Raw genomic sequence first — 21,875 nt, 5'->3', positions numbered from 1 at the left:
GTTATTTACTTCAAGGCTTCTTTGGCGGCGTTGATGACTTCGTCGTAGTTCGGCTCTTCGCCGAGAGTGGGGAGGTATTTGACGTAAGTCAGCTTGCCATCGCGCCCAACGATGAAGACCGAGCGGCGCAGATAGCGGCGTTCCTTGATGAGGATGCCATACTTCAAACCAAAATCGGCATCGATGACATCGGACACGACCTTCACCTTGTCCACGCCTGCGGCGCCGCACCAGCGTTTTTGCGCCATCGGGAAATCAGTGCTGATGGTGTAGATGATGATGTCGTCACCCAGTTTTGCGGCTTCTTCATTAAAACGGCGGGTCTCGCGGTCACAGGTATCAGTATCCAGTGAGGGCACGGCGGAAAGGATGATCACCTTGCCCTTGGATTCCTGAAGAGGATTCACGGTTCCCCAGCCTGTGACCACGGAGGTAAATTCGGGTGCGGCCTGCCCCACAGCGACCTCATCGCCAAGCAGGGTTGCGAATTTATCGCCTAGTTTGAAAACATCGTTACGAACGGTTGTCATTGAAAATCTCTCCTTGAGTTGATTGGTAAATGGATAGGTGTGGATGGTAAATTCTTACAAATTTCAGGGCGGATTTTACCGCCAAATACCAGACTTGTGACTGGAACGCCCCGATCAACAGTTTTTGTCAAATGGAGATGTCCAACCTAAAGAGCCACATGGTTGCGATGGTATTCACGCCACGGAGTGGTCGGAGAGAGTAGAGAATTGCAATAACCACTTCGCTGCCCTCTGATACTCTAAACCTCCCCCAAGTGGCGGAGACGAACGCTCCCCAACCGTCGGATGCGATTGGGGAGCGTTCGTTATAGGATTAAGTAACAATGTGCATTTGAGGCGTGAAAAAAAATTGAGATATTAATCATGCAAAAGCTAAAAGACTCAGAGCTTCGCTATCGCCGCCTGTTTGAAGCCGCCCAGGATGGGATATTAATCCTGGACGCAAAAACAGGAATGATCGAGGACGTTAACCCGTATTTGATAAAAATGCTGGGCTATTCGCGCGAAGAGTTTGTTGAGAAAAAGCTTTGGGAAGTGGGGGCATTCAAGGATATAAAAGCCAGCAAGGATGCCTTTGAGGCATTGCAAGAGAATGAATACATTCGTTACGAAGACCTGCCGCTCAAGACGAAGGACGGGCGGCTGATCCAGGTTGAATTCATTAGCAACGTTTATCTGGCGGGTGACGAAAAAGTGATCCAATGCAATATCCGTGACAACGCTGAGCACAAGCGCATCATTGCCGCATTACAGGAGAACGAGAAGAAATATCACGACTTGATCAACCACAGTCCAGATGGTTATTTCATCATTGAATTGTCGGGCAATATATTAACCGTCAATAAAGCAATGTGTAAGGAGCTTCAGTTCAGCGAAGAAGAATTCCTCTCCATGAGCATTTGGGATATTGTCCCGGATAATTTTTTGGATCAATATAGGGAAAGGCTGACGAAAATTCTTGAAGGGAAGAGTTTGAAGGAAGCGGCAGAATATGAGGTGCGTGGGAAGAACGGAAAGACACATTATGTGGAAGTCATATCTGCCCCTCGTTATAGTGGTGAGGATATTATCGGCTTTCAAGGAATCGCGCGTGACATCACAGCGCGCAAGCGGGCGGAAGATGCTTTGCGGGAATCTGAGGCAAAATTCCGCGTACTGGTTGAGCACCTGCCTACAGTTGTTTATATAAACGCGGTCGGAGATACAACCTCCACGCTTTACGTCAGCCCGCAGATAGAGACCCTGTTGGGGTATACCCCTGAGGAATGGCTGGCCGATCCAAAATTTTGGTTGAAAACATTGCATCCTGAAGACCGTCAGGATGTGCTGACTCATGCCGTCCGTACGGATCAGAGCAACGAACCATTCCACATGGAATATCGAATGATCGCCCGCGATGGCCGTCTGGTTTGGGTGCATGATCAAATCGTCCTGGTGAGCGATCCGCAAGGCAATCCTCAATACTGGCAGGGCATCATGCTTGACATCACCGGGCGCAAACTGGCTGAAGCCGCGGCCCGCGAAGGTCAGCAGCGTTTCAGTCAGGTCTGGGAGGCGACCTCAGACGCAATGGCGTTATCTGACCCCGAGGGGATAGTGCTTGCAGCCAACCCAGCCTATCTTGATCTCTACGGTTATAAGCTGGAACAGGTAGTCGGCAGGAGTTTCGCCGTTATTTTCCCGGAAGAAATTCAGGCACAAGCTGTCGAACAGTACAAGACTGTCTTTGCCAGCGAAGTGATCCCTCCGACCTTTGAATCCGCGATTCGCCGCGCGGATGGCTCCGAGCGCATCGTCGAATCTACCGTGGCCTTCCTGACCGTGATCGAGCAGCGCATTGCGATGCTCTCCACCATCCGCGACATCACCGAGCGCAAACAGGCGGAGAAAGCCTTATACGAAAGCGAAGATCGCTTTAAGAATGCATTCCAGTATTCTGCCATTGGCATGGCTTTGGTCTCGCTCGAAGGCAAACCGTTAAAAGTCAATTCCATGTTATGTTCCATTCTTGGTTATTCTGAAGATGAACTTCTGGGGAAAACATTTCAGGAATATACCCACCCCGATGATCTGGATGGTGACTTAAACTATTTGAACCAGTTATTGGCTGGAGAAATAAAATCCTATACGATGGAAAAAAGATATTTCCATAAGGAAGGAAAGATCATCTGGGTACTTTTGGCGGTGGCGCTCGCAAGAGATCATGCGGGCGCGCCTTTGTATTTCATCTCTCAAATAGAGGATATTACCGAACGCAAACACGCCGGAGAGGCTTTACGCGAGAATGAAGAACGGTTTCGCGCCTGGATTGAAAACTCATTGGACGTTGTCACTGTTGTGGGGTTGGACGGCATCATCCAATACGAAAGCCCGTCCTTTGAGCATCTACTGGGATACAAGCCGGAAGAGATGATCGGTGCAAACGCATTTGATTTTATACATCCCGATGACCGCGGGCAAGTCGGGGAAATTTTTGCACAAAATGTCCAAAAGCCTGAGAGCACAGCCAACGCCGAGTTCAGATTTCGACACAGGGATGGTTCCTGGCGAGTCTTCGAGGGCGTGGGGAAAACCTATCTGGATGACCATGGAGAGATGGTTGGGCTGATTAATTCACGCGATATCACCGGGCGCAAACAGGCTGAAATGGAAATCCGCCAGCGCCTGAGCGAACTGGAAGTACTTTACCAAAGCGGATTGTCCCTCAGCCAGCTTGTGAAGCCTAAAACCATTGCTCAAAAGATCATTAACCTGCTCGATCAGGAAATGGACTGGCATCATACAGCCATCCGCCTGTATCACCCTGAAAGCAAAACGCTTGAATTACTTGCATTTAATCTGCCCAAGCTGACTAGTCAGGAAGAGTACGGCGCAACGGAAAAACGATTTAAGACCATACACCGCTTCGATCAGGGTTTAAGTGGTTGGGCAGTTCAGCACGGACAAACGGTACGTTCCAGCGATTTAAAAAATGATCCGCGTTACTTCGAAACCTTTCCCGGCTTGCAATCGGGTCTTTATGTACCGATAAAAATCGCTGAACGGGTGTTGGGCGTGATCAGCATCGAAAGTGACAAACCGAATGCTTTTAAAGAAGCGGATGAACGCCTCGTAGCCACACTGTCAAACCAGGCAGCGGTTGCTTTTGAAAATGCCAGCCTGTTTCAATCTGCCCGGCAGGAAATTGCCGAACGAAAAAAGGTGGAAGAGTTGCTCGCCGATGAAAGAAATCAACTTGTGCTCCGCGTGGAGGAACGCACAGCCGAACTCAGTCTCGCCAACTCAGACCTGGCGCGTGCACTTCGCGCGCGCGATGAATTCCTTGCCAGCATGAGTCATGAACTGCGCACGCCGCTTACCGGCATCCTGGGTTTTTCAGAAACCCTGCAGCTAAAAACCTATGGCGAATTAAGTGAGAAACAATATAAGGCTGTAAAGTATATCGAGGATAGCGGACGGCATTTGCTGGATTTGATCAACGACATCCTCGACCTCTCCAAGATCGAAGCGGGCAAGCTGGATTTACAGTTCATACCGTGCGCCCTTGCGGATATCTGTCAGGCAAGCATTCAATTGACAAAAGGCATAGCGCAGCAAAAAAAGCAGACGGTATATTACGAGTCCCCGGCTGAACCGATCATGCTCCATGCAGACGCGCGCCGCCTGAAACAAATTCTGGTGAACCTGCTGGGCAATGCCATTAAATTCACGCCGGAAAATGGCGAGTTGGGATTGGAAGTACAGGCAGATAAGGCCGGAAGAAGGGTCCGGTTGACCGTATGGGACAAGGGTATTGGCATCGCGTCTGGCGACATACATGAACTATTCAAGCCCTTTGTGCAGCTGGATAGCAGCCTTGCGCGCGAATATTCGGGCACAGGACTCGGCCTGCCGCTGGTGCAGCGATTAACAGAATTGCACAAAGGCGGTATTGAAGTGGAAAGTGTAATAGGCAAAGGCAGCCGCTTTACGGTCAACCTGCCGTGGTCGCCTCAAAATACAACGCCCATCCCTTATGTGCCGCTTCACAAGCTTGACGCGGTCTCTGGGACAAAAAATCAAGTTGAACCATCTCGATTTCCCCTGGTCATGATCATAGACGATGACGAAATGGTTTTGCAAATGATCGCGGAGTTTCTCGAAACGGAACGATATCGCGTTGTAAAGGTTCGCAGTGGTATCGAATTACTTGAAAGAGTTGCAGAGATCCATCCCGATGTAATGCTGATGGATATTCAAATGCCCGGCATGGACGGGTTGGAAACGATCCGCCGTATACGCGCCCATACAGACTCAGTGATCGCAGCGACACCCATTATCGCGATCACTGCGCTTGCAATGCCCGGCGACAGGGAACTCTGCCTGCGCGCGGGCGCGAATAATTATGTGAGCAAACCGGTGAGGTTGCAGGAGATCGTAAAGATCATACAAAAGGAGATGGAGGGAAAACCATGAATGAACGAACCTGGGTGAGGCTTACGTTTCGCCGGGGACAGCTTCCACCATAATGCAACTAAAGAAAGTAGGGTAGTTATGCAAAGCACCAGTCCAAAAATATTGATCATTGACGACGACAAGATCGCCAGCGCCGCGCTCGAAGGGTTGCTGTCGAACGAGCCCTACGAACTATACTTCGCATACGATGGTATGGATGGAATTTCCATGGCGGTTTCCATCCATCCAGACCTGATTCTGCTGGATGTGATGATGCCAAAAATGGATGGGTTTGAAGTGTGTCGGCGTATCCGCGCCATACAAGATACGGCGGAAGTCCCCATCATCCTGATCACGTCCCTTGACGACCATGACTCACTTATTCAAGGATTGCATTCCGGTGCGGATGATTTCGTCACCAAGCCTTACAACAGCGTGGAGTTATTTGCCCGCCTGCAAACTATTCTGCGCCTCAACCGTTATCGCCGCATCATTGAGCAACAGCGTGATTTGAAAAATCTTCACGACGAATTATTGATTGCCTACGACAAGACAATCGAAGGCTGGTCGCGTGCCCTCGATTTGCGAGACAAAGAGACCGAGGGACACAGTAAGCGTGTAACAGAGATGGCGGTAGAACTTGCGCGCGCCTTCGGCTTGAGTGAATCTGAACTGGTGCAAGTTCGCTGGGGTGCGCTGCTGCACGATATTGGCAAGATGGGCGTCCCAGATGGGATACTGCTTAAGCCTGGCCCACTGACAGAAGAAGAATGGGTCAAGATGAGGATACACCCAACCTTTGCTTACGAAATGCTCGCACCCATTCACTATCTCCGGCTGGCGTTGGATATTCCCTATTGCCATCATGAAAAATGGGATGGCACTGGCTATCCTCAAGGACTAAAAGGCGATCAGATCCCGCTAACTGCGCGCATTTTTGCAGTGGTGGATGTGTGGGATGCATTAAGTTCAGACCGTCCTTACCGCCTGGCGTGGACGGAAGATAAAGTACGCGAACATATCCGTGCCTCATCTGGAACGCACTTCGATCCGCAGGTGGTGGGGGTGTTCATGCAGATGCCCGACTGCATTTAAGGCATCCCCCCCAAGTGGTGGAGGCTTCGTTGTATGATGAATTCACTGGTGATTATCCACAAGCCCAAATCACAAATCAGGTGTGTTTTGCTGTGAATTTCGCTAATTTTCTCGAATTGTTTTTTTAATCCGCGCCCATCTTTTAATTAAGGAGGTTATATGAAATCGCTGTTTCTAAGAATTTTTCCAATTCTGAAAGCTATCGCTGCCGATAAAGGCGGCCAAGTACTTTTGAAAACAGCAAATATCAGACACAGGCAGGCATCGTGAATGCCAACGATAAAAGACGCATTTATTACAGCGGCAAAGACACGCCAATGGGATTGTGTCTCTTGTCATAGCGATTAGCGCCACGTCTGCGGCACAGAACGGGATGGTGAATGCGAAGTTGATCTACCCTGGAAGAGGCTCTCCGTGGCGCAGAGCGTTCATGGAAATAGACGGGTATCAAATCCAAGCCAGCATCGAATCTGGAAGAAGGTATACAAGAAGCCTGCGTATTGGAAGGTTTGCCTTTACGGTTGCTCGCAGAGGGCATGAGCAACCGCGAGATCGGAAATAAACTCAGCCTCACCGAAGGCACAGTGAAAAACTATGTCCCTAATGTTTGCAAAAAATCGGCGCAAGAGACCGAACGCAGGCGCACGGCACGGACGTGAATTAGGATTAATTTGATCAGGGATTTTCCATGGCTCGTTAGCCTGAGCAACTTAATTTCTCCTACATCGGCATCGCCAAAATAAAAAAGAACCGACCTGAAAATCGGTTCTTTTTGTTCTTTCCTATACCGTATTTTTATGTCGCCTACGTTGCCGCCAACGCTTGCGGCCTAAATTTATACCCATAAACGATCAACCCACGCTCATCGCCATCGTTGCGCATCTTGCGGGTGACCATTTCAACAGGCATGCCAATCTGCACAGCAGAGTTATCTACATCGGTTAATTGCGCGGTGACCATCGGGCCTTCATCAAGCTTCACGATTGCCACAGTGTATGGCGCATTTGTATCATAACCAGCGGGGGCTTCGTAAACAGTGGTGTACGAGTAAACCTCACCTTTGCCGCTAAAAGTAAATAATTCCTTGGCTTCATCGCCGCAGTTCGGGCAGACATCGCGCGGGGGGAAAATCTTGAAATCGCAATGTGGGCAAACTTCACCCACCAATCCGTATCGTTGTTGTTTTAGACGCCAGTGTCGTGGAATTTCCATTTTTTTATTTTCCTTTCTACAAGTCTAATTTTATGCGGCGGGACTCTCAAACCCTATCAACTTCCAACCGATAAGTTGTTGTAAGCCCTGCGGATGACTGTACAAGTTTATGGAATTTTCAACATCCACGCCGATACTTCCTCTTTTGCATTTACCCAGCCTCAACACGTTCAAACTGGACCTTTGACCTGCTCCTGTTTCAACGAAAATTCTCCACCCGAAGCCCTCGAAAAGAATGCACAAATCAGAGGAAAGTTGTCCATTAATGCAATGACTTTATTCACTTATGTAAATCCCTTTTATGGCAATAATTAGTTTGGTTATCATGCACGAACTCGCCGTTACCCAAAGCATCCTTGATATTTCCATCCGCCATGCAAAAGAGGCGGATGCGAAACGTGTCACCGACATCAATATCGTGATTGGGCAATTCGCCTCCATCGTGGATGACTCAGTAAAATTCTACTGGGACCTTGTCGCGGAGGGGACCATCGCACACGGCGCAACGCTTCACTTTGAGCGCATCCCTGGTGAAATGACCTGCGAAGCCTGCGGTCATACCTTCCGCCCCGGCGACATAAGTTTTGAATGCCCCGCCTGTTCAAGTGTACAGGTGCGGATCACACAAGGTGAAGAGTTTCGTGTAGACAGTATCGATGTCGAATAAATCCGTCCAAGGCACAGCCGAAGGACGTTTACATAGTTTGGAGAATCAATGCCCACACGTATCCCAGTCGTAGAAAAAATCCTGTCTGCCAATGACCGCATGGCGGAACGTAATCAGAACACCCTTGATCAGGCGGATGTATTCGCCATCAATATCATGGCTTCGCCCGGAGCTGGGAAGACCAGCGTTATTTTGAAAACGCTCGAAACCCTGCAGGGACGCCTTCGCCTCGGTGTCGTCGAAGGTGACCTTGCCTCTTCGATCGATGCGGAAAAAGCCGCGGCGGCGGGCCTGCCCGCTGTGCAGATCAACACGGGCGGGGAATGTCATCTCGATGCGGCAATGCTTTCGGATGCTTTACCAGCCCTCCCGTTAAGTGAGATCGATCTTCTCCTCGTCGAAAATGTCGGTAATCTCGTCTGCCCTGCGAATTTTCAGATCGGCACCCATCTCAATGTGTTGATCGCTTCCATCCCCGAAGGCGATGACAAGCCCTATAAATATCCTGGCATGTATCGCGATGTGCAGGCGCTCATCATCAACAAGATCGATCTGTTGCCTTATGTGCCTTTCAACATGGAATATTTCCGCAGGGGCGTGGAAGTGCTGAACCCGGGGCTGGTCACATTTGCGGTTTCTGCAAAAACGGGTGAAGGCATGGCCGCGTGGACCGATTGGCTGGTGGAGCGGGTAAAGACGAAATAATCTCTGCGGTTGCAAATATGATTATCGCGAAACATATCCATGTGACAGGCATTGTGCAAGGAGTTGGGTTCCGCCCGTTCGTTTACGGGCTGGCTTCCCGCTTTGGTCTGTGCGGCTGGGTGATTAACACTTCGGCTGGTGTGGATATTCACATCGAAGGGGCAGAGGCGAATGCGCATTCGTTTATCGAAAAACTATCGAGTGAATTGCCCCCGCTGGCAAGCCTTGATTCGATAACGGTCAACGATGTGTTGGTTGAAAACTTTTCAACCTTTAACATTCAACCTTCAAATCATATCGAAGGTGCATTCCAACCCATCTCGCCCGATGTAGCCCTGTGCGCAGATTGCGAGCGCGAACTCTTCGACCCGAATGACAGGCGTTATCTGTATCCTTTCATCAATTGCACTAACTGTGGACCGCGCTTCACCATCATCAAAGACCTTCCGTATGACCGGCCAACCACCACAATGGCAGATTTTCCAATGTGCGATGACTGCCGCGCCGAATATGAAAATCCGCTTGACCGCAGGTTTCATGCCCAGCCTGTCGCCTGCCCCAATTGCGGACCTCTCGTGCAGTTGAGAAACCCTGCGAGCGGCCATATTTCGAATATCGAAATGCGCCTCACTGCTATTTTGAAAACGCGCCAACTTTTGGGGGAGGGGAAGATCATTGCGGTCAAAGGTCTGGGCGGGTTTCATCTGGCTTGCGATGCAACGAATGAAAACGCTGTCAATGAATTGCGCAGAAGAAAAGGCAGGGCGGGCAAACCTTTTGCGGTGATGTTCGCGAACCTTACCACCCTGAAACGCTATTGCGAAGTTAATGAAGAAGAAGCCGCGCTGCTCACAGGGCACGAAAAGCCCATTGTCTTATTGAAGATCAAGGCAAAGACGAATATTGCTCATTTTGTTGCGCCTGACATGGATACACTTGGCGCAATGCTGCCGTATACGCCGCTTCACCATCTTCTGCTTGATCAAGCGGATGAAAAATTACAGGCGCAGTATGCTCCGCCTGTGTTGGTGATGACCAGCGGAAATTTCAGTGAGGAGCCGATTGCTATTGATAATGAAGATGCGCTCGAAAGACTCGCTCCTTTGGCTGATGCATTCCTTTTGCATGACCGCGATATTCATGTGCGCTGTGATGATTCGGTGGCGAGAGTGGATGGCGAAGAACTCGTTTTCCTGCGCCGCGCGCGGGGGTATGCACCCTATCCTGTGTCACTGCCTTTTGATTCCAGACCCACACTTGCTGTTGGCGGCGAGTTGAAAAATACGTTTTGCCTCACGCGTGATCGGTATGCATTTTTGAGTCAGCACATTGGCGATATGGAAAATGCCGAGGTGTACGAATCTTTCGAGAAAAACGTGGAGCAGCTTTCACATCTCTTTCGTGTGGAGCCTGAGATCGTTGCGCATGACATGCACCCTGGTTATTTCACAACAACTTTCGCTGAACGCTTGAATGTTCGGCGTGTCCCCGTCCAGCATCATCACGCGCATATCGCAGCCTGTATGGCCGATAACAAACTCGATAACAGGAAGGTCATCGGCTTGTCTTTCGATGGAACAGGATATGGAACGGATGGTGCGATCTGGGGCGGGGAGGTGCTACTCGCTTCCTACGCGGACTTTGAGCGGGTCGCACACCTTCAATATCTGCCACTCCCAGGCGGTGACTCTGCCACCCGCCACCCGTGGCGAATTGCGGTGGGATATGCCGAAGCCCTCGGCCTCGAACTCAATGACCTGCCTTTCATGCAAGCCCTGGACGAGAAAGCTGTTGAAATTGTCCGCCAACAGGTGCGCAAGGAACTGAATGCGCCGCGTACTTCAAGCATGGGTCGGCTTTTCGACGCAGTGGCAAGCCTGGGCGGAGTGCGAAGCGATGTCAGTTATGAGGCTCAAGCCGCAATCGAGTTGGAAGTCCTGTCGAAGCGATTCGTCAACGGGGCGGCATCTTATCCATATCAGATCAAGGATGGGATCATGCTGTTGGGTGACCTGCTTCAAGGTGTGATCGACGATGTGAGATCAAATCAGCCTGCGGGGTTGATCGGCGCGCGCTTTCATCAAACCCTGTGCGCGATGGCGGTTGATATTTGTAAAAGTACGCGCAATGATACGGGCATCAACGAGGTCGCGCTTTCAGGCGGCGTTTGGCAGAATCAAACGCTGCTGACGTTGGCGCGTGAAAGATTGTCGAACGAAAATTTTGTTGTGTATTCGCACAATCAAACACCCGCAAATGATGGAGGTCTGGCGCTGGGTCAGGCTGTGATCGCAAATTACTCGTCCTGAACGGAAGCCGATTTTTTTCTCGGCTGTGATTGAAGGACGAAAAATAAGGAGATAGATATGTGTCTAAGCATTCCGGGGAAGATTCAAAAGATTTATGAAGAAGGCTCGCTCACCATGGGCAAGGTGGATTTTGGCGGGATCGTAAAGGAAGTATGTTTGGATTACGTTCCCGAAGCAAAAGTTGGGGAATACGTTTTAATTCATGTCGGTTTTGCGATCAGTGTGCTGGATGAAGAAGAAGCGCAGGTGCGTCTGGAGACGCTTCGTGAGATCGAGGCACTTGGAGAAGAATTTGGAGATGCATGAAATACATTGATGAGTACCGCGACCCTGCAAAGGTGCGCGGCTTGTTGGCAGAGATCGGCGAAATCGTCACCCAGCCCTGGGTGTTGATGGAAATCTGCGGCGGACAGACGCATGCATTCCTGCATCATGGGCTGGATGAAATGCTGCCCGGCGGTATTGAATTGGTGCATGGCCCGGGCTGCCCGGTCTGCGTCACTCCGTTGGAGCAGATCGACAAGGCGCTGGCGATTGCCGCCCGTCCCGAAGTGATCTTCACTTCGTATGGTGATATGCTGCGTGTCCCTGGCTCCACTGTGGATTTGTTCAACGTGCGCGCAAAGGGCGGGAATGTGAAGGTGGTGTACTCTCCGCTTGAGGCGTTGAAGCTCGCACAGGATAACCCTGAAAAAGAGATCGTCTTTTTTGCGATCGGTTTTGAAACCACTGCGCCGCCGAATGCAATGGCTGTATTGCAAGCCAAAAAACGGGGAATCAAGAATTTCTCCGTTCTCGTTTCACACGTCTGTGTGCCGCCTGCGATGGAGGCGATCCTGGGTTCGAAGCATAATCGCGTGCAGGCTTTTCTCGCCGCGGGGCACGTCTGCGCGGTGATGGGGTATCACGAATATCCCGTGATCGCGGAAAAGTACAAAGTGCCGATCGTTGTCACTGGTTTTGAGCCAGTGGACTTATTGCGCGGTGTGCTCATGGCGGTGAAGCAATTGGAAGCGGGCAAGGCGGAAGTTGAAAATGCTTACGAACGCGCCGTGACTTTTGAAGGGAACCAGGCCGCGCAAAAAGTTGTCAACACGGTGTTTCAGCCAACAGACCGAAAGTGGCGCGGCATTGGCATGATTCCACAAAGCGGCTGGGGATTACGCCCCGATTTTGCCGAATTTGATGCCGAGACGCGCTTTTCAGTGGGGGAGATCGTCACACAGGAATCGCCGTTATGTATCGCGGGAGAAATTTTGCAAGGTATGAAGAAACCGCCGCAATGCCCCGCATATGGAAAACAATGTACGCCATCTTCTCCGCTTGGCGCGCCGATGGTCTCGGCGGAAGGCGCATGCTCGGCATATTATCGGTATCATAGGGAATAGAAAGTAGTGAGTAGGTAAAGAGGTTATTGATGGAAAATGAAATTGATTTCGAAGGCTACACCTGTCCTGTTCCCGTTCAACCGCGGGATACTGTGGTGCTGGGACATGGCTCCGGCGGAAAACTAAGTCACGACTTGATCAACCGACTCTTTCTGCCTGATCTGGGAAAGGCTGCGCCTCGCGCACTGGACGATGCGGCTGTGTTGAATATCAACGGGCAGCGGCTGGCGCTGACGACGGATTCGCATGTCGTTTCACCGTTGTTCTTCCCCGGCGGTGATATTGGCAGGCTTGCGGTCTGCGGCACGGTCAATGATCTGGCGATGGTGGGTGCAAAACCCATCGCACTCACCTGCGGATTTGTGGTCGAGGAAGGTTTGTCGTTCGAGATTCTGCAGCGGGTAGTCAAATCCATGCGCGAGTCGGCGGCAGAGGCGGGGGTGTATATTGCCGCAGGCGATACAAAGGTCGTGCAAAAAGGCGGCGCGGATAAGCTCTTCATCAACACTTCAGGGGTGGGTTCTGTGGAGGCGGGTGTAAATATCTCTGGCACGAATGCACAAATTGGAGATGTTGTCATTATTTCTGGGACGATGGGCGATCATGGGGTGGCGGTTTTATCGGCCCGTGAGAATCTTGAGTTTGAGACCGATCTGCAATCGGATGTTGCGCCGTTGAATCATTTGGTTGAGGCGATGATGGGAGCGGGCGAAATTCACGTGTTGCGCGATCCCACCCGCGGCGGAGTGGCCACCACATTGAACGAAATTGCTTCGCAATCGAAAGTGGGGATCGAATTGCTGGAAACGACTCTACCCGTCAAACCGCAGGTGCGGGCGGCTTGTGAAATGCTCGGCTTTGACCCATTGAATATTGCCAACGAAGGCAAACTGCTGGCCATTGTCAAAGCGGAGGATGCAGAAAACATTCTCAATGTAATGAAAAAGACGCAATACGGTGAAGAGGCTTGCATCATCGGGAAGGTGATCGAAACAAAAAATCCGCAAGTGAGATTGCGGACTGCCATCGGGGGAACCCGATTGATCGATATGCTGCCAGGCGAAATGCTGCCGAGGATCTGTTAGTGGATTATTCCTTCTCCGTCAGGTAGTGGAGCAGGATCAAGCCGAGGCCTAGAAAAAGCGGGACGAAGCCGCCCAGCATCCACGGTCCGAGGTGAAGCGGGTAGTTGTTGCCAGAGTCAAAGCCCAATGGATAGAGTCCCAGTGAGAGAGCAAATCCAAGCGCGGAGATGACAATTCCCCAGCGCAGCAAACCTTTTTTGCCAGATCTGCTTTCAGGGCGGGTCAATCCCTTTTCGGCGAGGGCGATGGTTTCCTTGTAATTCATGTACCGTATGAAGGCGAGAAAACCGAAGATAATGGCGAGGGCGCCGACAACACCGAGGCAGGGAATGAGATCGTTCATGAAAAGTCCTTTAGAAAAAGTCAGGGACTGGAGATTTCTCCAGTCCCTTTTATTTTACTTGATGGCAGTGATGTTGATGCCGCCGCTGCTGGTGTTGACGATGAGTTCTTCACCGCCGCCGTTGATGCTGCCTGCAATTTGATCTTCTTCCGAACTGGAGCTTTCGGTCAATGTGACGGTGATCGGAAGGTCAGACCTGATCTTTCCAAAGTCGGTCTTGAGATCCACATCAAGTTTTGCGTCTGTGGGCAGGGCAAGGTCAATATTACCGAAATCTGATTTGACGTTATGCGGGCCTGCGCCGAGCGAGCCGCTGAACTCAATATTGCCACTGTTCGTTTTGATGTCTAATGTGACGGACTTTGCATTGGTGATTTCGATATTTCCGAAATCGGTATAGGCTTTGAGCTTGCCTTTCGCACCATCGACGGTGATTGAGCCGCTGTTGGTATGCAGATCGTAGGAGCCAGCCATTGCCTGGGTCAATTCGATGTCACCAAAATCATTCTGGATATTCAATTCCTTCGTTATGTTGACCTTGGTAATGCTGATCTTGCCGCTATTGGTATCCAATGTGAGGCTTGCCGCAGAACCATTTTCGTAGACCGTGTTGCCAAAGTCGGTCTTGATGTAGGCATCTCCCGCAGCGCGGACATTGGTGAACGTCACGACACCGCTGTTCGATGTGGCACTGACATCGTTGGCCTTGATCTGTTCCAGTGTGATATCTCCGAATTCAGTGTTGATCTCTACATTCTTATCGCCAGCATCTACAGCCTCAACATTGATCTCACCGCTGTTGCTTTCAATCGCCAATTCGCCTTCGATGTTTTTTGCTGTTACATTTCCAAAGTCATTGGTGAGGTCTACGGCACCCTGAATATCCTGTACATCAACTGAACCGAAATTGGTGTCAACGTTTACAGCGGTTTCAGTCGGGACGGTGACGATGAAATCCACGGTGTTGATATTGTTGTTGAAGTTCATCGAATCGGGTATTTCATATTTGATGGTGATTGCATTGCCGTTCTGTTCGATGGCGTACTTGATGGTCTTCACTTCCTCGTCTGCGCGGGATTGTGTGGAGTCATAAGCGGTCTTAACCACTTTGACTTCCACGGTTTTCACATCCCCACCTGTGACGGTGACATCGCCTGCTTCATCAGCCACTGTCAGGGTGAGGGGCTTATCCGCATCCACTTTGAGGGTCTTGCTTTCCTCCACTACGGAGGAAACATTATTTCGATCAAATGGGCTGTTGGTCGGGAAGCCGCCATTGACAGTGAAGAATATCACTGCGCCGATGCCAGCCAGCACGAATAACAGTGCCAAAACTAATAATGTAATTACGATGGGTCTTTTCATTTTTTTTCTCCTTATTTGCAAAGTACCGCGGGATTAAGTAAACTTGAAAATTGAGTTTTGGCTTGTGAAGCCATTTAAAGTTTCCTTTTTGAAAGACAAGCGGTATTATGTTTCTCACTACGTTTGACAGGCTTCGAGTGAAAAAGTTTCAAGAAATGTACGTCATTGCGAGGTGGATGCTATCAATCCCCAGTGCCATGCGCGAGATTGCTTTGGGCAAAAAACGTCCTCGCAATGACGAAGCCTGTTCTTCTGAAACTTTTTCCCAAATTCCCTGTCTAACCTACAGATATGGCTGATTCAGAGCAGATCCTCATCCAGAAGGCACAAAAAGGCGATCCCGATGCCTTTGCCGCCCTCGTAAATGAGCACCAACGATACGTGTATAACCTTGCCTTGCGCGTCGTCAAAGATGAAAACGAGGCGCTCGATCTGGCACAGGAAACCTTCGTGCGCGCGTGGACGGCGCTGCCGAATTTTAAAGGCCAATCCCAATTTCGCACGTGGCTGTATCGCATCGTCACGAATCTTTGCTACAACCGTCTGCCCAATCTGCGCCGTTCGCTCAACGACCTCGGCGATGATGTGATGGAAGACATCCCCGAACCGAATTTCGACAACCCCGCCAGCGAATTTGAATCAAATGAAACACGCCAGCATTTACAGGAAGCGATTGGATCACTTGACTCGAATTACCAACTACTGATCAATCTCAGATATCAAAATGAACTTTCCTACGACGAGATCGCGTCGACTCTTAATCTGCCGCTTGGTACCGTTAAAACGGGCATTTTCCGCGCGAAGGAACAACTGCGAAAAACACTCGCCCACCTGGAGGAATCATGGATTACCGCCTAACCCCCCAACAAGAGGATGCGCTCATTGAAGACGCACTCCAAACCTATCCACTTGCGCCCATGCCGCGCGATATTACCGCCAGTGTCATGGCCCGCATTCAGGCTTCTCCCGCACAGCGCCCCGTTCCGGTCACATGGAATGATTTTGCCATTGAGTCTGGTCATCACTTTTCCATTGGCGCGCTATTCTTCACCTCGCAAAACCTCCCGCCGATTGTGCTGGCGAAACTGCAAATTCAGGGAATTCTTCTCTATCAGGATTTCATTGTCAATGCCCGCTGGCTGCTGCCCGCCCTCTTTTTCGGGCTGGCCGCATTTTTCTCCGCGCCTGACCATTCCCACGCTCATTCAAATGACCTCAAGCCGCCGATAAGAGAACGGATTTCCGTCACCACACATCCCGCTGACCATGACATGTCGGCGGGATGTGTTTTTTATAACTATAATATCCATCACTTGCATATGACCGTCCCTGCCATGATCCCCACCAAGATCAATATCCCCCGCCCGCGCATGGACGTGGTCATGCGTCCGCGCATTTTCCGCATCCTCGATGAAGGCTGGGATGCTCCCACAGCGTTGACCCTGATCTCTGCCCCCGCAGGTTCTGGCAAGACCACCCTGCTTGTCAACTGGCTGCAAAACAGAGACCGTAAAGCGGCCTGGTTCTCTCTGGGAGATGGGGATGATCTATTTCCGCGTTTTATTTCGTATTTTATCGCCTCGCTTCAATCGTTGGACCCTTCGCTGGGGAGGTCTACGGCCAAGGCCCTCACAGGCGGTGATGGACAAACTCCGCAAAGTGAAGCGATCATTGCCAGCCTGTTGAAAGATCTCGCGGCGATTCAACGTCCCATCGCGCTGGTGTTGGAAGATTATCACTTCATCAAATCCGCCGAGATTCACCGCTTCGTAGCCGAAATCGCTGAACATACCCAACCGTATCTGCGGCTGTTCATCACCACTCGCAGTGACCCGCCCCTGCCGCTGGCGAGATGGCGGGTGCGCCATCAGCTCGTCGAGATTCGTTCCAGCGATTTGCAATTTACGGCACAGGAGGCGGGTGAATTTCTACACCGCGTGATGAAGATCGACCTGCCTTCCGCCGAATTAGAAACCCTCCAAAAGCAGACGGAGGGCTGGGCGGCTGGTTTACAACTGGCGGCCCTATCCATACGCAACCGAAAACAGCCAAGCGCGGACTGGTCATGGGGAGATGGCAGCCGCAATCTCTCCGATTATTTGATGGCCGAAGTGCTCGGGCAATTGCCTCCTGAAAAACAGGATTTCCTCCTGCAAACCTCTCTCGTTGCCCGATTCAGCGCTGCCTTGTGTAACGCGCTGACAGGATTAAGCAACAGCCAAAGCGTTTTGGAAGAACTTGATTCGGAGAATCTGTTCCTCGTTTCACTGGATGACTCCCGCGAGTGGTTTCGTTTTCATCACCTGTTCGCAGATTTTCTTTACAAACAAGCACTGACAAAATATCCTGCGGAAAGAATCCGGACCTTGCATCAACGTGCCGCTCGCTGGCTGGCAGGGCAGAGATATGTGACCGAAGCCATCGAACACGCCCTCGCTGCGCAGGACTATGAATTTGCCGCAGCGCTGATCGGCCCGCAATCACAGGAATGGATGCGCCGCGGCGAAGTTGCCACCATCCTTCAAAAGATGAAACAATTGCCCGATGAGATCGTCCGCAAAAGCGCGGGACTTTGCATTTGGTATGGCTGGGTGTATTCGCTTGGTGATTCGCCGCAACTGGCCGATCTATGGTCAGACCGCGCTGAGGCGGTCCTTTCACCTGATCTACAAACCGTCATGACCGACCCTGTAAAATTCGGCCCTGAACTTTGCAACGCATATGCACAGATCCTGGCGATTCGCGCAACAACTGCACGGCATCAACGCGATTATCAGACCTCAGTGAAACTTGGTGAACAGGCTTTGAAGATCGTGCCTGATGGCAACGTCCATTTGCTGACGATCGTATCGGCGGGGCTGTCCACTTCGCTGATCGAGGTGGGTGATTATGTACAGGCAGATTCCGTAACAAGCTCCACGCGGCACATGGCCTATCAAACAGGGCATTCTTTCATCGCGTTTTCCATGCTGATGAATGAGTCAATGCTTGCCATGCTGCGCGGACAACTGCATAAAGTGTACGAAGTTTCCACAGAGGCCCTGCGCCTCACGGAAACCGAATCCATGCAGCACCTCGCGTTTATTCCGCATGTTCACCTGGGATGGGTGAATTATCTCTGGAACAAATTGCCCGAGTCGCGACAGCATACTGCGTTGGGCAACCACAATCCAAATTTCAAAGAATACCCGACGAGCAGCATCATGGCGTATCTTAACCTTGCCATGCTGTATCAGGCCGAGGGTGAATTTTTGCAGGCGCAGGAAGCCCTGGAGAAGGCGCGCCGTTTTGCGCACAAATATCATTTTGCCGATCTGCATGAGCGTGCAAAAGGTTTGCAGGCGCTGTACCAGTTGTCGGCGGGGAAGATCGAAGCGGCGGCACGTTGGGCAAAATCCAGCGGCTGGGATTCCTTCGATCCCGTTCGGTCAGGTCCGCTTTTTAATGACGAATCATTTTATGCATCCTGCCGATATCGAATCGCATTGGCGAAGCCGACCGAATATCAAAAGGTGGGCGCGTTGCTTGAATGGCGGTTGGGCGATGCCGAATCGCAAAATCGGGTGGGCGTGATTCTTGAAGTGCGTTTGTTGCAGGTTTGTTTGCATCAGGCACAGGGAGAGAGCGAGGCGGCGCTGGCGGCGTTGGTTCAGGCGTTGGCGCTGGCTGAGTCTGAAACTTTCATTCGCCCATTTCTTGATGCGGGGAAAGAGATCGAAGCCTTGCTGCGACATGTGCCGCGTTCGCATCCCACGCGCGCATTTGCGCAAACCATCCTTGCCAATGTTTCAACCCAGAAAACACAACGACCGCATGTGTTGATCGAGCCGCTCAACGAACAGGAACTTGGAATCTTGCGGCTGATGGCGCAGGGATTTTCCAATCCTGAGATCGCGCAGAAGCGTTCGCTGGCGGTCAGCACTGTGCGCTGGTATGTCAAACATATTTATCGAAAACTTGGGGTGCATAATCGCACACAGGCCGCGGCGCAGGCGCGTGAGATGAGACTTCTCTAATTGGATTTCCCCCCAATTGGAGGGCGACTTTTTGAAGATGCGCCGATATATTGGGAATATGCGCATCTTATCCTTGACCTTTGTCCTGCTCTGTCTTCTGACGGCTTGTGCAAGCCCGACAGCGATTCCCACACCCATTCCAAGCCCAACCGCCACGCCCCAGCCATTGACGGGGGAGTGGATCGGTACTGCTACGAAGCCCGATGGCTCCACTGCATCGGTCATCTTGAATTTTGATGATACTTCTCCCGAGTTAACCATCGAACCGTTGACCCGCAAATGGAAACTGGCATTGAAACAGGAAGGCGGAAGGATCAGCCTTTCAACTGAGGGCCGTACCCTCGACCCGTTCAAGAAGATCGAATTCAGCGGCACGGCGGAAAACGGGAGCATCACTGGCAATATCACCTGGGATGGACATGCAAGCCAGACTCATTTCATTCAACTGGTCTCTGTGACAGAGGAAATTCTTGCCGAATACGAAGGTGTCTATCGTTTTGATTCGGGGCGGGCCTTGAGCATCATCGTCAGCCCCGAATTCTCATCCAGCGGACTTGAATACTTTGGCAGATCACTGATGATGACGGATTTCGAAAACGGCGACCTGCGCAGTTTGTATGCATTGGATGATTCCACTTTTGTGGTTGGAGTGCAGCGCGTGGTGGGCGCTCCCTTCGATGGACGAATTCAATTCATGAAAGACGAGCAGGGGAATATTGAAGGCTTGATGTGGTGGGAAACCCCGAATGACATTCTTTCTTCGCCTGTGCCTTCCGAGTATGCGGCGCGAGTCCCTCTTGTGATTGATGATGGCGTCAGCTACCTCAGCGCAGATGGAACGAAACTGGTGGGACGGCTCACCATGCCCGTATCGGCGGGTCCGCATGCAGCGTTTGTGATGCCGCATGGTTCCGAAGCGGGGACACGCGATAACTTCGGCGCGAAAGTGACGGCGCATTATTTTCTCAGCCGCGGAATCGCCACTTTGAATTATGACAAGCGCGGTGTGGGCGATTCTGAGGGGATCTATCATGAGAGCGCCGATGCTGCAAATTTGAGAAATCTGGCAGCGGATGCAAATGCCGGGGTCGAGTATCTGCTCACCCGTCCAGAAATAGATGCGCAGCGAATCGGTTTGATCGGTGGGAGTCAGGCAGGTTGGTTGATTCCGATCGCTGTAGCTGAATCCGAACATGTTTCTTTTTTTGTAATTATTTCAGGCCCTGTGGCATCCACGTTACAGGAAAACATATTTAGTAACTACACCAATGACGGCGAATCGTCGGAGAATTATGACGATGAGGAGATCACCCGCAAGCTGCGTAGTTTGGGCTTCGGTGGGTTTAACCCGATCCCGTACCTTGCCGAATTGACACAACCCGGCCTGTGGTTATGGGGCGGTGTGGATAAAAGTGTGCCTGTCACCTTCAGCAGGGAAAATTTGCAGGTTCTGATCGATGGCGGTAAGGATAATTTCGAATATCAAGTTTTCCCGAGTTCCGATCATGGTTTGAACGTCACTCCCAATGGCCTCTTCTCGGAAATGCCTTATTCACCCGGACTGGCGTTATACGGTCCGCTGACGGAATGGCTCGCAAAAAACAACATCTCTGCAAAGGAATAAATTGATGAAAAAATTTATTGTGCTTTTTCTGGCTCTCACACTGATCGCCTGTGCCGCTCCCGCCACGGAAGCGATTCCCCCGACGGAAGAACCCACGCGGCCACCCGCAACGGCCACTGCAATTCCCCCAACCGCAACTGCGGAGCCGCAGTCGTTCTTCAAAGTGTTTGGAGATGAACCCATCGTTTCAAAAGGTGAGTCGGGTACTTGGGATGATCGCTACACCGACCCCGGCGCTGTGGTCTTTTATGATGGCGTCTTTCACATGTTCCGCAATGGTTTCCGTGGGTATCCTGCTGAATCGCAGGTGGGCTATGTCACCTCAACAGATGGTTACACTTGGACGAAGCAGGGCGCTGACCCCGTATTCCTGACAAAGGATGTGCCTTATGCCAAGGTGGCGATGTTCGCATCCAGCGCGCTGGTTGAAGACGATGGCACCTGGGTGCTGTATTTTTACACCGTTGATTCGATGAACTTTCCCGCCGATGGTGTGATCGGTCGGGCAACCGCTCCTGGTCCCAACGGTCCGTGGGTGCCCGATGCCGAGCCTGTGCTCAGGCCGGGGTCCGCGCGCGAGTGGGATTCGAGAAATGTGATCGCGCCGCACGTCATCAAGACAGATGATGGCTACAGGATGTACTACAGCGGAACGGATGGAATGGGTGGATCGCAAATTGGTATGGCCACTTCCAGCGATGGAATTCAATGGACGAAATACAACGACCCCGCCACCACGGAAGTTAAGTATCAGGAAAGCGACCCCGTGCTTTTACTCGGTGAAAAAGACAGTTGGGAATCAGATCAGGTGCATCAACCACGTGTCTTTCCAAATGGAGAGGGATGGGTGATGATCTATCGAGGGTCGAACAAAAACAAAGCCAACATGGGGCTGGGCATTGCCAGCAGCGATGATGGCATTCACTGGAGCAAGTCCGCACTTAATCCCGTCTTTTTGCCCACCGAGATCAAAGGCGCGTATCAATTCTGGTTTCACAATGTGCTGCTTGTAGACGACACCTTTTTCGTTTTCATCGAAGGCGATATCAACCAGCGGACACAAATTTATCTGGCGACTTATGAAGGCGGAATGCCGTAGAGT

Annotated in this window: 17 protein-coding genes; 13 read left to right on the top strand and 4 right to left on the bottom strand. The window is 51.2% G+C overall.

Annotated features, from left to right (window positions below; translation table 11 throughout):
• Window positions 1-5 precede the first annotated feature (5 nt).
• Window positions 6-530, bottom strand: a complete 525-nt coding sequence (gene tpx / locus IPI86_RS16685) for a thiol peroxidase (protein ID WP_345299143.1) — start codon at window positions 528-530, stop codon at window positions 6-8.
• A gap of 363 nt (window positions 531-893) precedes the next feature.
• On the opposite strand from tpx, the gene IPI86_RS16680 reads away from it, so the two are divergent.
• The 3 genes from IPI86_RS16680 to IPI86_RS16670 all read left to right on the top strand — a co-directional run bounded on the left by IPI86_RS16680 (window position 894) and on the right by IPI86_RS16670 (window position 6,718).
• Window positions 894-4,985 (top strand): PAS domain S-box protein, encoded by a 4,092-nt coding sequence (locus IPI86_RS16680; RefSeq protein ID WP_345299142.1) that lies wholly within the window; start codon window positions 894-896, stop codon window positions 4,983-4,985.
• A 78-nt stretch (window positions 4,986-5,063) separates the two neighbouring features.
• A complete protein-coding gene (locus IPI86_RS16675) occupies window positions 5,064-6,059 on the top strand; it encodes an HD domain-containing phosphohydrolase (protein WP_345299141.1) in 996 nt (331 codons plus the stop codon).
• A 536-nt stretch (window positions 6,060-6,595) separates the two neighbouring features.
• Window positions 6,596-6,718, top strand: coding sequence for a hypothetical protein (locus IPI86_RS16670; protein ID WP_345299140.1), 123 nt, complete (start codon window positions 6,596-6,598; stop codon window positions 6,716-6,718).
• Window positions 6,719-6,863: 145 nt separating this feature from the next.
• Here the strand turns inward: IPI86_RS16670 and IPI86_RS16665 are convergent, their stop codons facing one another.
• On the bottom strand, window positions 6,864-7,271 hold the full coding sequence (locus IPI86_RS16665; protein WP_345299139.1) for a Zn-ribbon domain-containing OB-fold protein: 408 nt from the start codon (window positions 7,269-7,271) through the stop codon (window positions 6,864-6,866).
• Window positions 7,272-7,572: 301 nt separating this feature from the next.
• Between IPI86_RS16665 and hypA the strand changes: the two genes are divergently transcribed.
• The 6 genes from hypA to hypE are packed head-to-tail and all read left to right on the top strand — an operon-like array spanning window position 7,573 to window position 13,425.
• On the top strand, window positions 7,573-7,938 hold the full coding sequence (gene hypA, locus IPI86_RS16660; RefSeq protein ID WP_345299138.1) for a hydrogenase maturation nickel metallochaperone HypA: 366 nt from the start codon (window positions 7,573-7,575) through the stop codon (window positions 7,936-7,938).
• A gap of 48 nt (window positions 7,939-7,986) precedes the next feature.
• The gene (gene hypB / locus IPI86_RS16655) at window positions 7,987-8,643 is read left to right on the top strand and encodes a hydrogenase nickel incorporation protein HypB (RefSeq protein ID WP_345299137.1); all 657 of its coding nucleotides are present in this window, start codon (window positions 7,987-7,989) and stop codon (window positions 8,641-8,643) included.
• 17 nt (window positions 8,644-8,660) lie between these two features.
• On the top strand, window positions 8,661-10,952 hold the full coding sequence (gene hypF, locus IPI86_RS16650; protein ID WP_345299136.1) for a carbamoyltransferase HypF: 2,292 nt from the start codon (window positions 8,661-8,663) through the stop codon (window positions 10,950-10,952).
• Window positions 10,953-11,009: 57 nt separating this feature from the next.
• A complete protein-coding gene (locus IPI86_RS16645) occupies window positions 11,010-11,258 on the top strand; it encodes a HypC/HybG/HupF family hydrogenase formation chaperone (RefSeq protein WP_345299135.1) in 249 nt (82 codons plus the stop codon).
• Window positions 11,255-12,340, top strand: coding sequence for a hydrogenase formation protein HypD (hypD, locus tag IPI86_RS16640; RefSeq protein ID WP_345299134.1), 1,086 nt, complete (start codon window positions 11,255-11,257; stop codon window positions 12,338-12,340). Before IPI86_RS16645 ends, hypD begins: the two co-directional genes overlap by 4 nt.
• A gap of 29 nt (window positions 12,341-12,369) precedes the next feature.
• Window positions 12,370-13,425 (top strand): hydrogenase expression/formation protein HypE, encoded by a 1,056-nt coding sequence (gene hypE, locus IPI86_RS16635; protein ID WP_345299133.1) that lies wholly within the window; start codon window positions 12,370-12,372, stop codon window positions 13,423-13,425.
• A gap of 4 nt (window positions 13,426-13,429) precedes the next feature.
• Here hypE and IPI86_RS16630 read toward each other — a convergent pair whose 3' ends face one another.
• Together IPI86_RS16630 and IPI86_RS16625 are read right to left on the bottom strand one after the other, a co-directional pair.
• A complete protein-coding gene (locus IPI86_RS16630) occupies window positions 13,430-13,768 on the bottom strand; it encodes a DUF6249 domain-containing protein (protein WP_345299132.1) in 339 nt (112 codons plus the stop codon).
• Between the two features lie 54 nt (window positions 13,769-13,822).
• Window positions 13,823-15,133, bottom strand: coding sequence for a DUF4097 family beta strand repeat-containing protein (locus IPI86_RS16625; RefSeq protein ID WP_345299131.1), 1,311 nt, complete (start codon window positions 15,131-15,133; stop codon window positions 13,823-13,825).
• Between the two features lie 291 nt (window positions 15,134-15,424).
• Between IPI86_RS16625 and IPI86_RS16620 the strand changes: the two genes are divergently transcribed.
• The 4 genes from IPI86_RS16620 to IPI86_RS16605 are packed head-to-tail and all read left to right on the top strand — an operon-like array spanning window position 15,425 to window position 21,872.
• Window positions 15,425-15,991, top strand: a complete 567-nt coding sequence (locus IPI86_RS16620) for a sigma-70 family RNA polymerase sigma factor (RefSeq protein WP_345299130.1) — start codon at window positions 15,425-15,427, stop codon at window positions 15,989-15,991.
• Entirely contained in the window at window positions 15,976-19,149 is a 3,174-nt protein-coding gene (locus tag IPI86_RS16615) for a LuxR C-terminal-related transcriptional regulator (protein ID WP_345299129.1), read from the top strand. Before IPI86_RS16620 ends, IPI86_RS16615 begins: the two co-directional genes overlap by 16 nt.
• A 37-nt stretch (window positions 19,150-19,186) precedes the next feature.
• Window positions 19,187-20,773 carry a prolyl oligopeptidase family serine peptidase gene (locus IPI86_RS16610; RefSeq protein ID WP_345299128.1) on the top strand — a complete coding sequence of 529 codons (1,587 nt, stop codon included), beginning with the start codon at window positions 19,187-19,189 and terminating at the stop codon, window positions 20,771-20,773.
• Window positions 20,774-20,777: 4 nt separating this feature from the next.
• Window positions 20,778-21,872, top strand: coding sequence for a hypothetical protein (locus IPI86_RS16605; RefSeq protein WP_345299127.1), 1,095 nt, complete (start codon window positions 20,778-20,780; stop codon window positions 21,870-21,872).
• Window positions 21,873-21,875: the final 3 nt, after the last annotated feature.

It is taken from the genome of Candidatus Villigracilis affinis (genome assembly GCF_016705895.1).
Classification (GTDB): domain Bacteria; phylum Chloroflexota; class Anaerolineae; order Anaerolineales; family Villigracilaceae; genus Villigracilis; species Villigracilis affinis.
This window is presented reverse-complemented; position numbering and strand designations above follow the sequence as displayed.

Excerpts from the sequence above, each read along its gene's own strand:
- tpx (WP_345299143.1), bottom strand. The coding sequence starts at position 530 with ATGACAACCGTTCGTAACGATGTTTTCAAACTAGGCGATAAATTCGCA.
- IPI86_RS16680 (WP_345299142.1), top strand. The coding sequence starts at position 894 with ATGCAAAAGCTAAAAGACTCAGAGCTTCGCTATCGCCGCCTGTTTGAA.
- IPI86_RS16675 (WP_345299141.1), top strand. The coding sequence starts at position 5,064 with ATGCAAAGCACCAGTCCAAAAATATTGATCATTGACGACGACAAGATC.
- IPI86_RS16670 (WP_345299140.1), top strand. The coding sequence starts at position 6,596 with ATGAGCAACCGCGAGATCGGAAATAAACTCAGCCTCACCGAAGGCACA.
- IPI86_RS16665 (WP_345299139.1), bottom strand. The coding sequence starts at position 7,271 with ATGGAAATTCCACGACACTGGCGTCTAAAACAACAACGATACGGATTG.
- hypA (WP_345299138.1), top strand. The coding sequence starts at position 7,573 with ATGGCAATAATTAGTTTGGTTATCATGCACGAACTCGCCGTTACCCAA.
- hypB (WP_345299137.1), top strand. The coding sequence starts at position 7,987 with ATGCCCACACGTATCCCAGTCGTAGAAAAAATCCTGTCTGCCAATGAC.
- hypF (WP_345299136.1), top strand. The coding sequence starts at position 8,661 with ATGATTATCGCGAAACATATCCATGTGACAGGCATTGTGCAAGGAGTT.
- IPI86_RS16645 (WP_345299135.1), top strand. The coding sequence starts at position 11,010 with ATGTGTCTAAGCATTCCGGGGAAGATTCAAAAGATTTATGAAGAAGGC.
- hypD (WP_345299134.1), top strand. The coding sequence starts at position 11,255 with ATGAAATACATTGATGAGTACCGCGACCCTGCAAAGGTGCGCGGCTTG.
- hypE (WP_345299133.1), top strand. The coding sequence starts at position 12,370 with ATGGAAAATGAAATTGATTTCGAAGGCTACACCTGTCCTGTTCCCGTT.
- IPI86_RS16630 (WP_345299132.1), bottom strand. The coding sequence starts at position 13,768 with ATGAACGATCTCATTCCCTGCCTCGGTGTTGTCGGCGCCCTCGCCATT.
- IPI86_RS16625 (WP_345299131.1), bottom strand. The coding sequence starts at position 15,133 with ATGAAAAGACCCATCGTAATTACATTATTAGTTTTGGCACTGTTATTC.
- IPI86_RS16620 (WP_345299130.1), top strand. The coding sequence starts at position 15,425 with ATGGCTGATTCAGAGCAGATCCTCATCCAGAAGGCACAAAAAGGCGAT.
- IPI86_RS16615 (WP_345299129.1), top strand. The coding sequence starts at position 15,976 with ATGGATTACCGCCTAACCCCCCAACAAGAGGATGCGCTCATTGAAGAC.
- IPI86_RS16610 (WP_345299128.1), top strand. The coding sequence starts at position 19,187 with ATGCGCCGATATATTGGGAATATGCGCATCTTATCCTTGACCTTTGTC.
- IPI86_RS16605 (WP_345299127.1), top strand. The coding sequence starts at position 20,778 with ATGAAAAAATTTATTGTGCTTTTTCTGGCTCTCACACTGATCGCCTGT.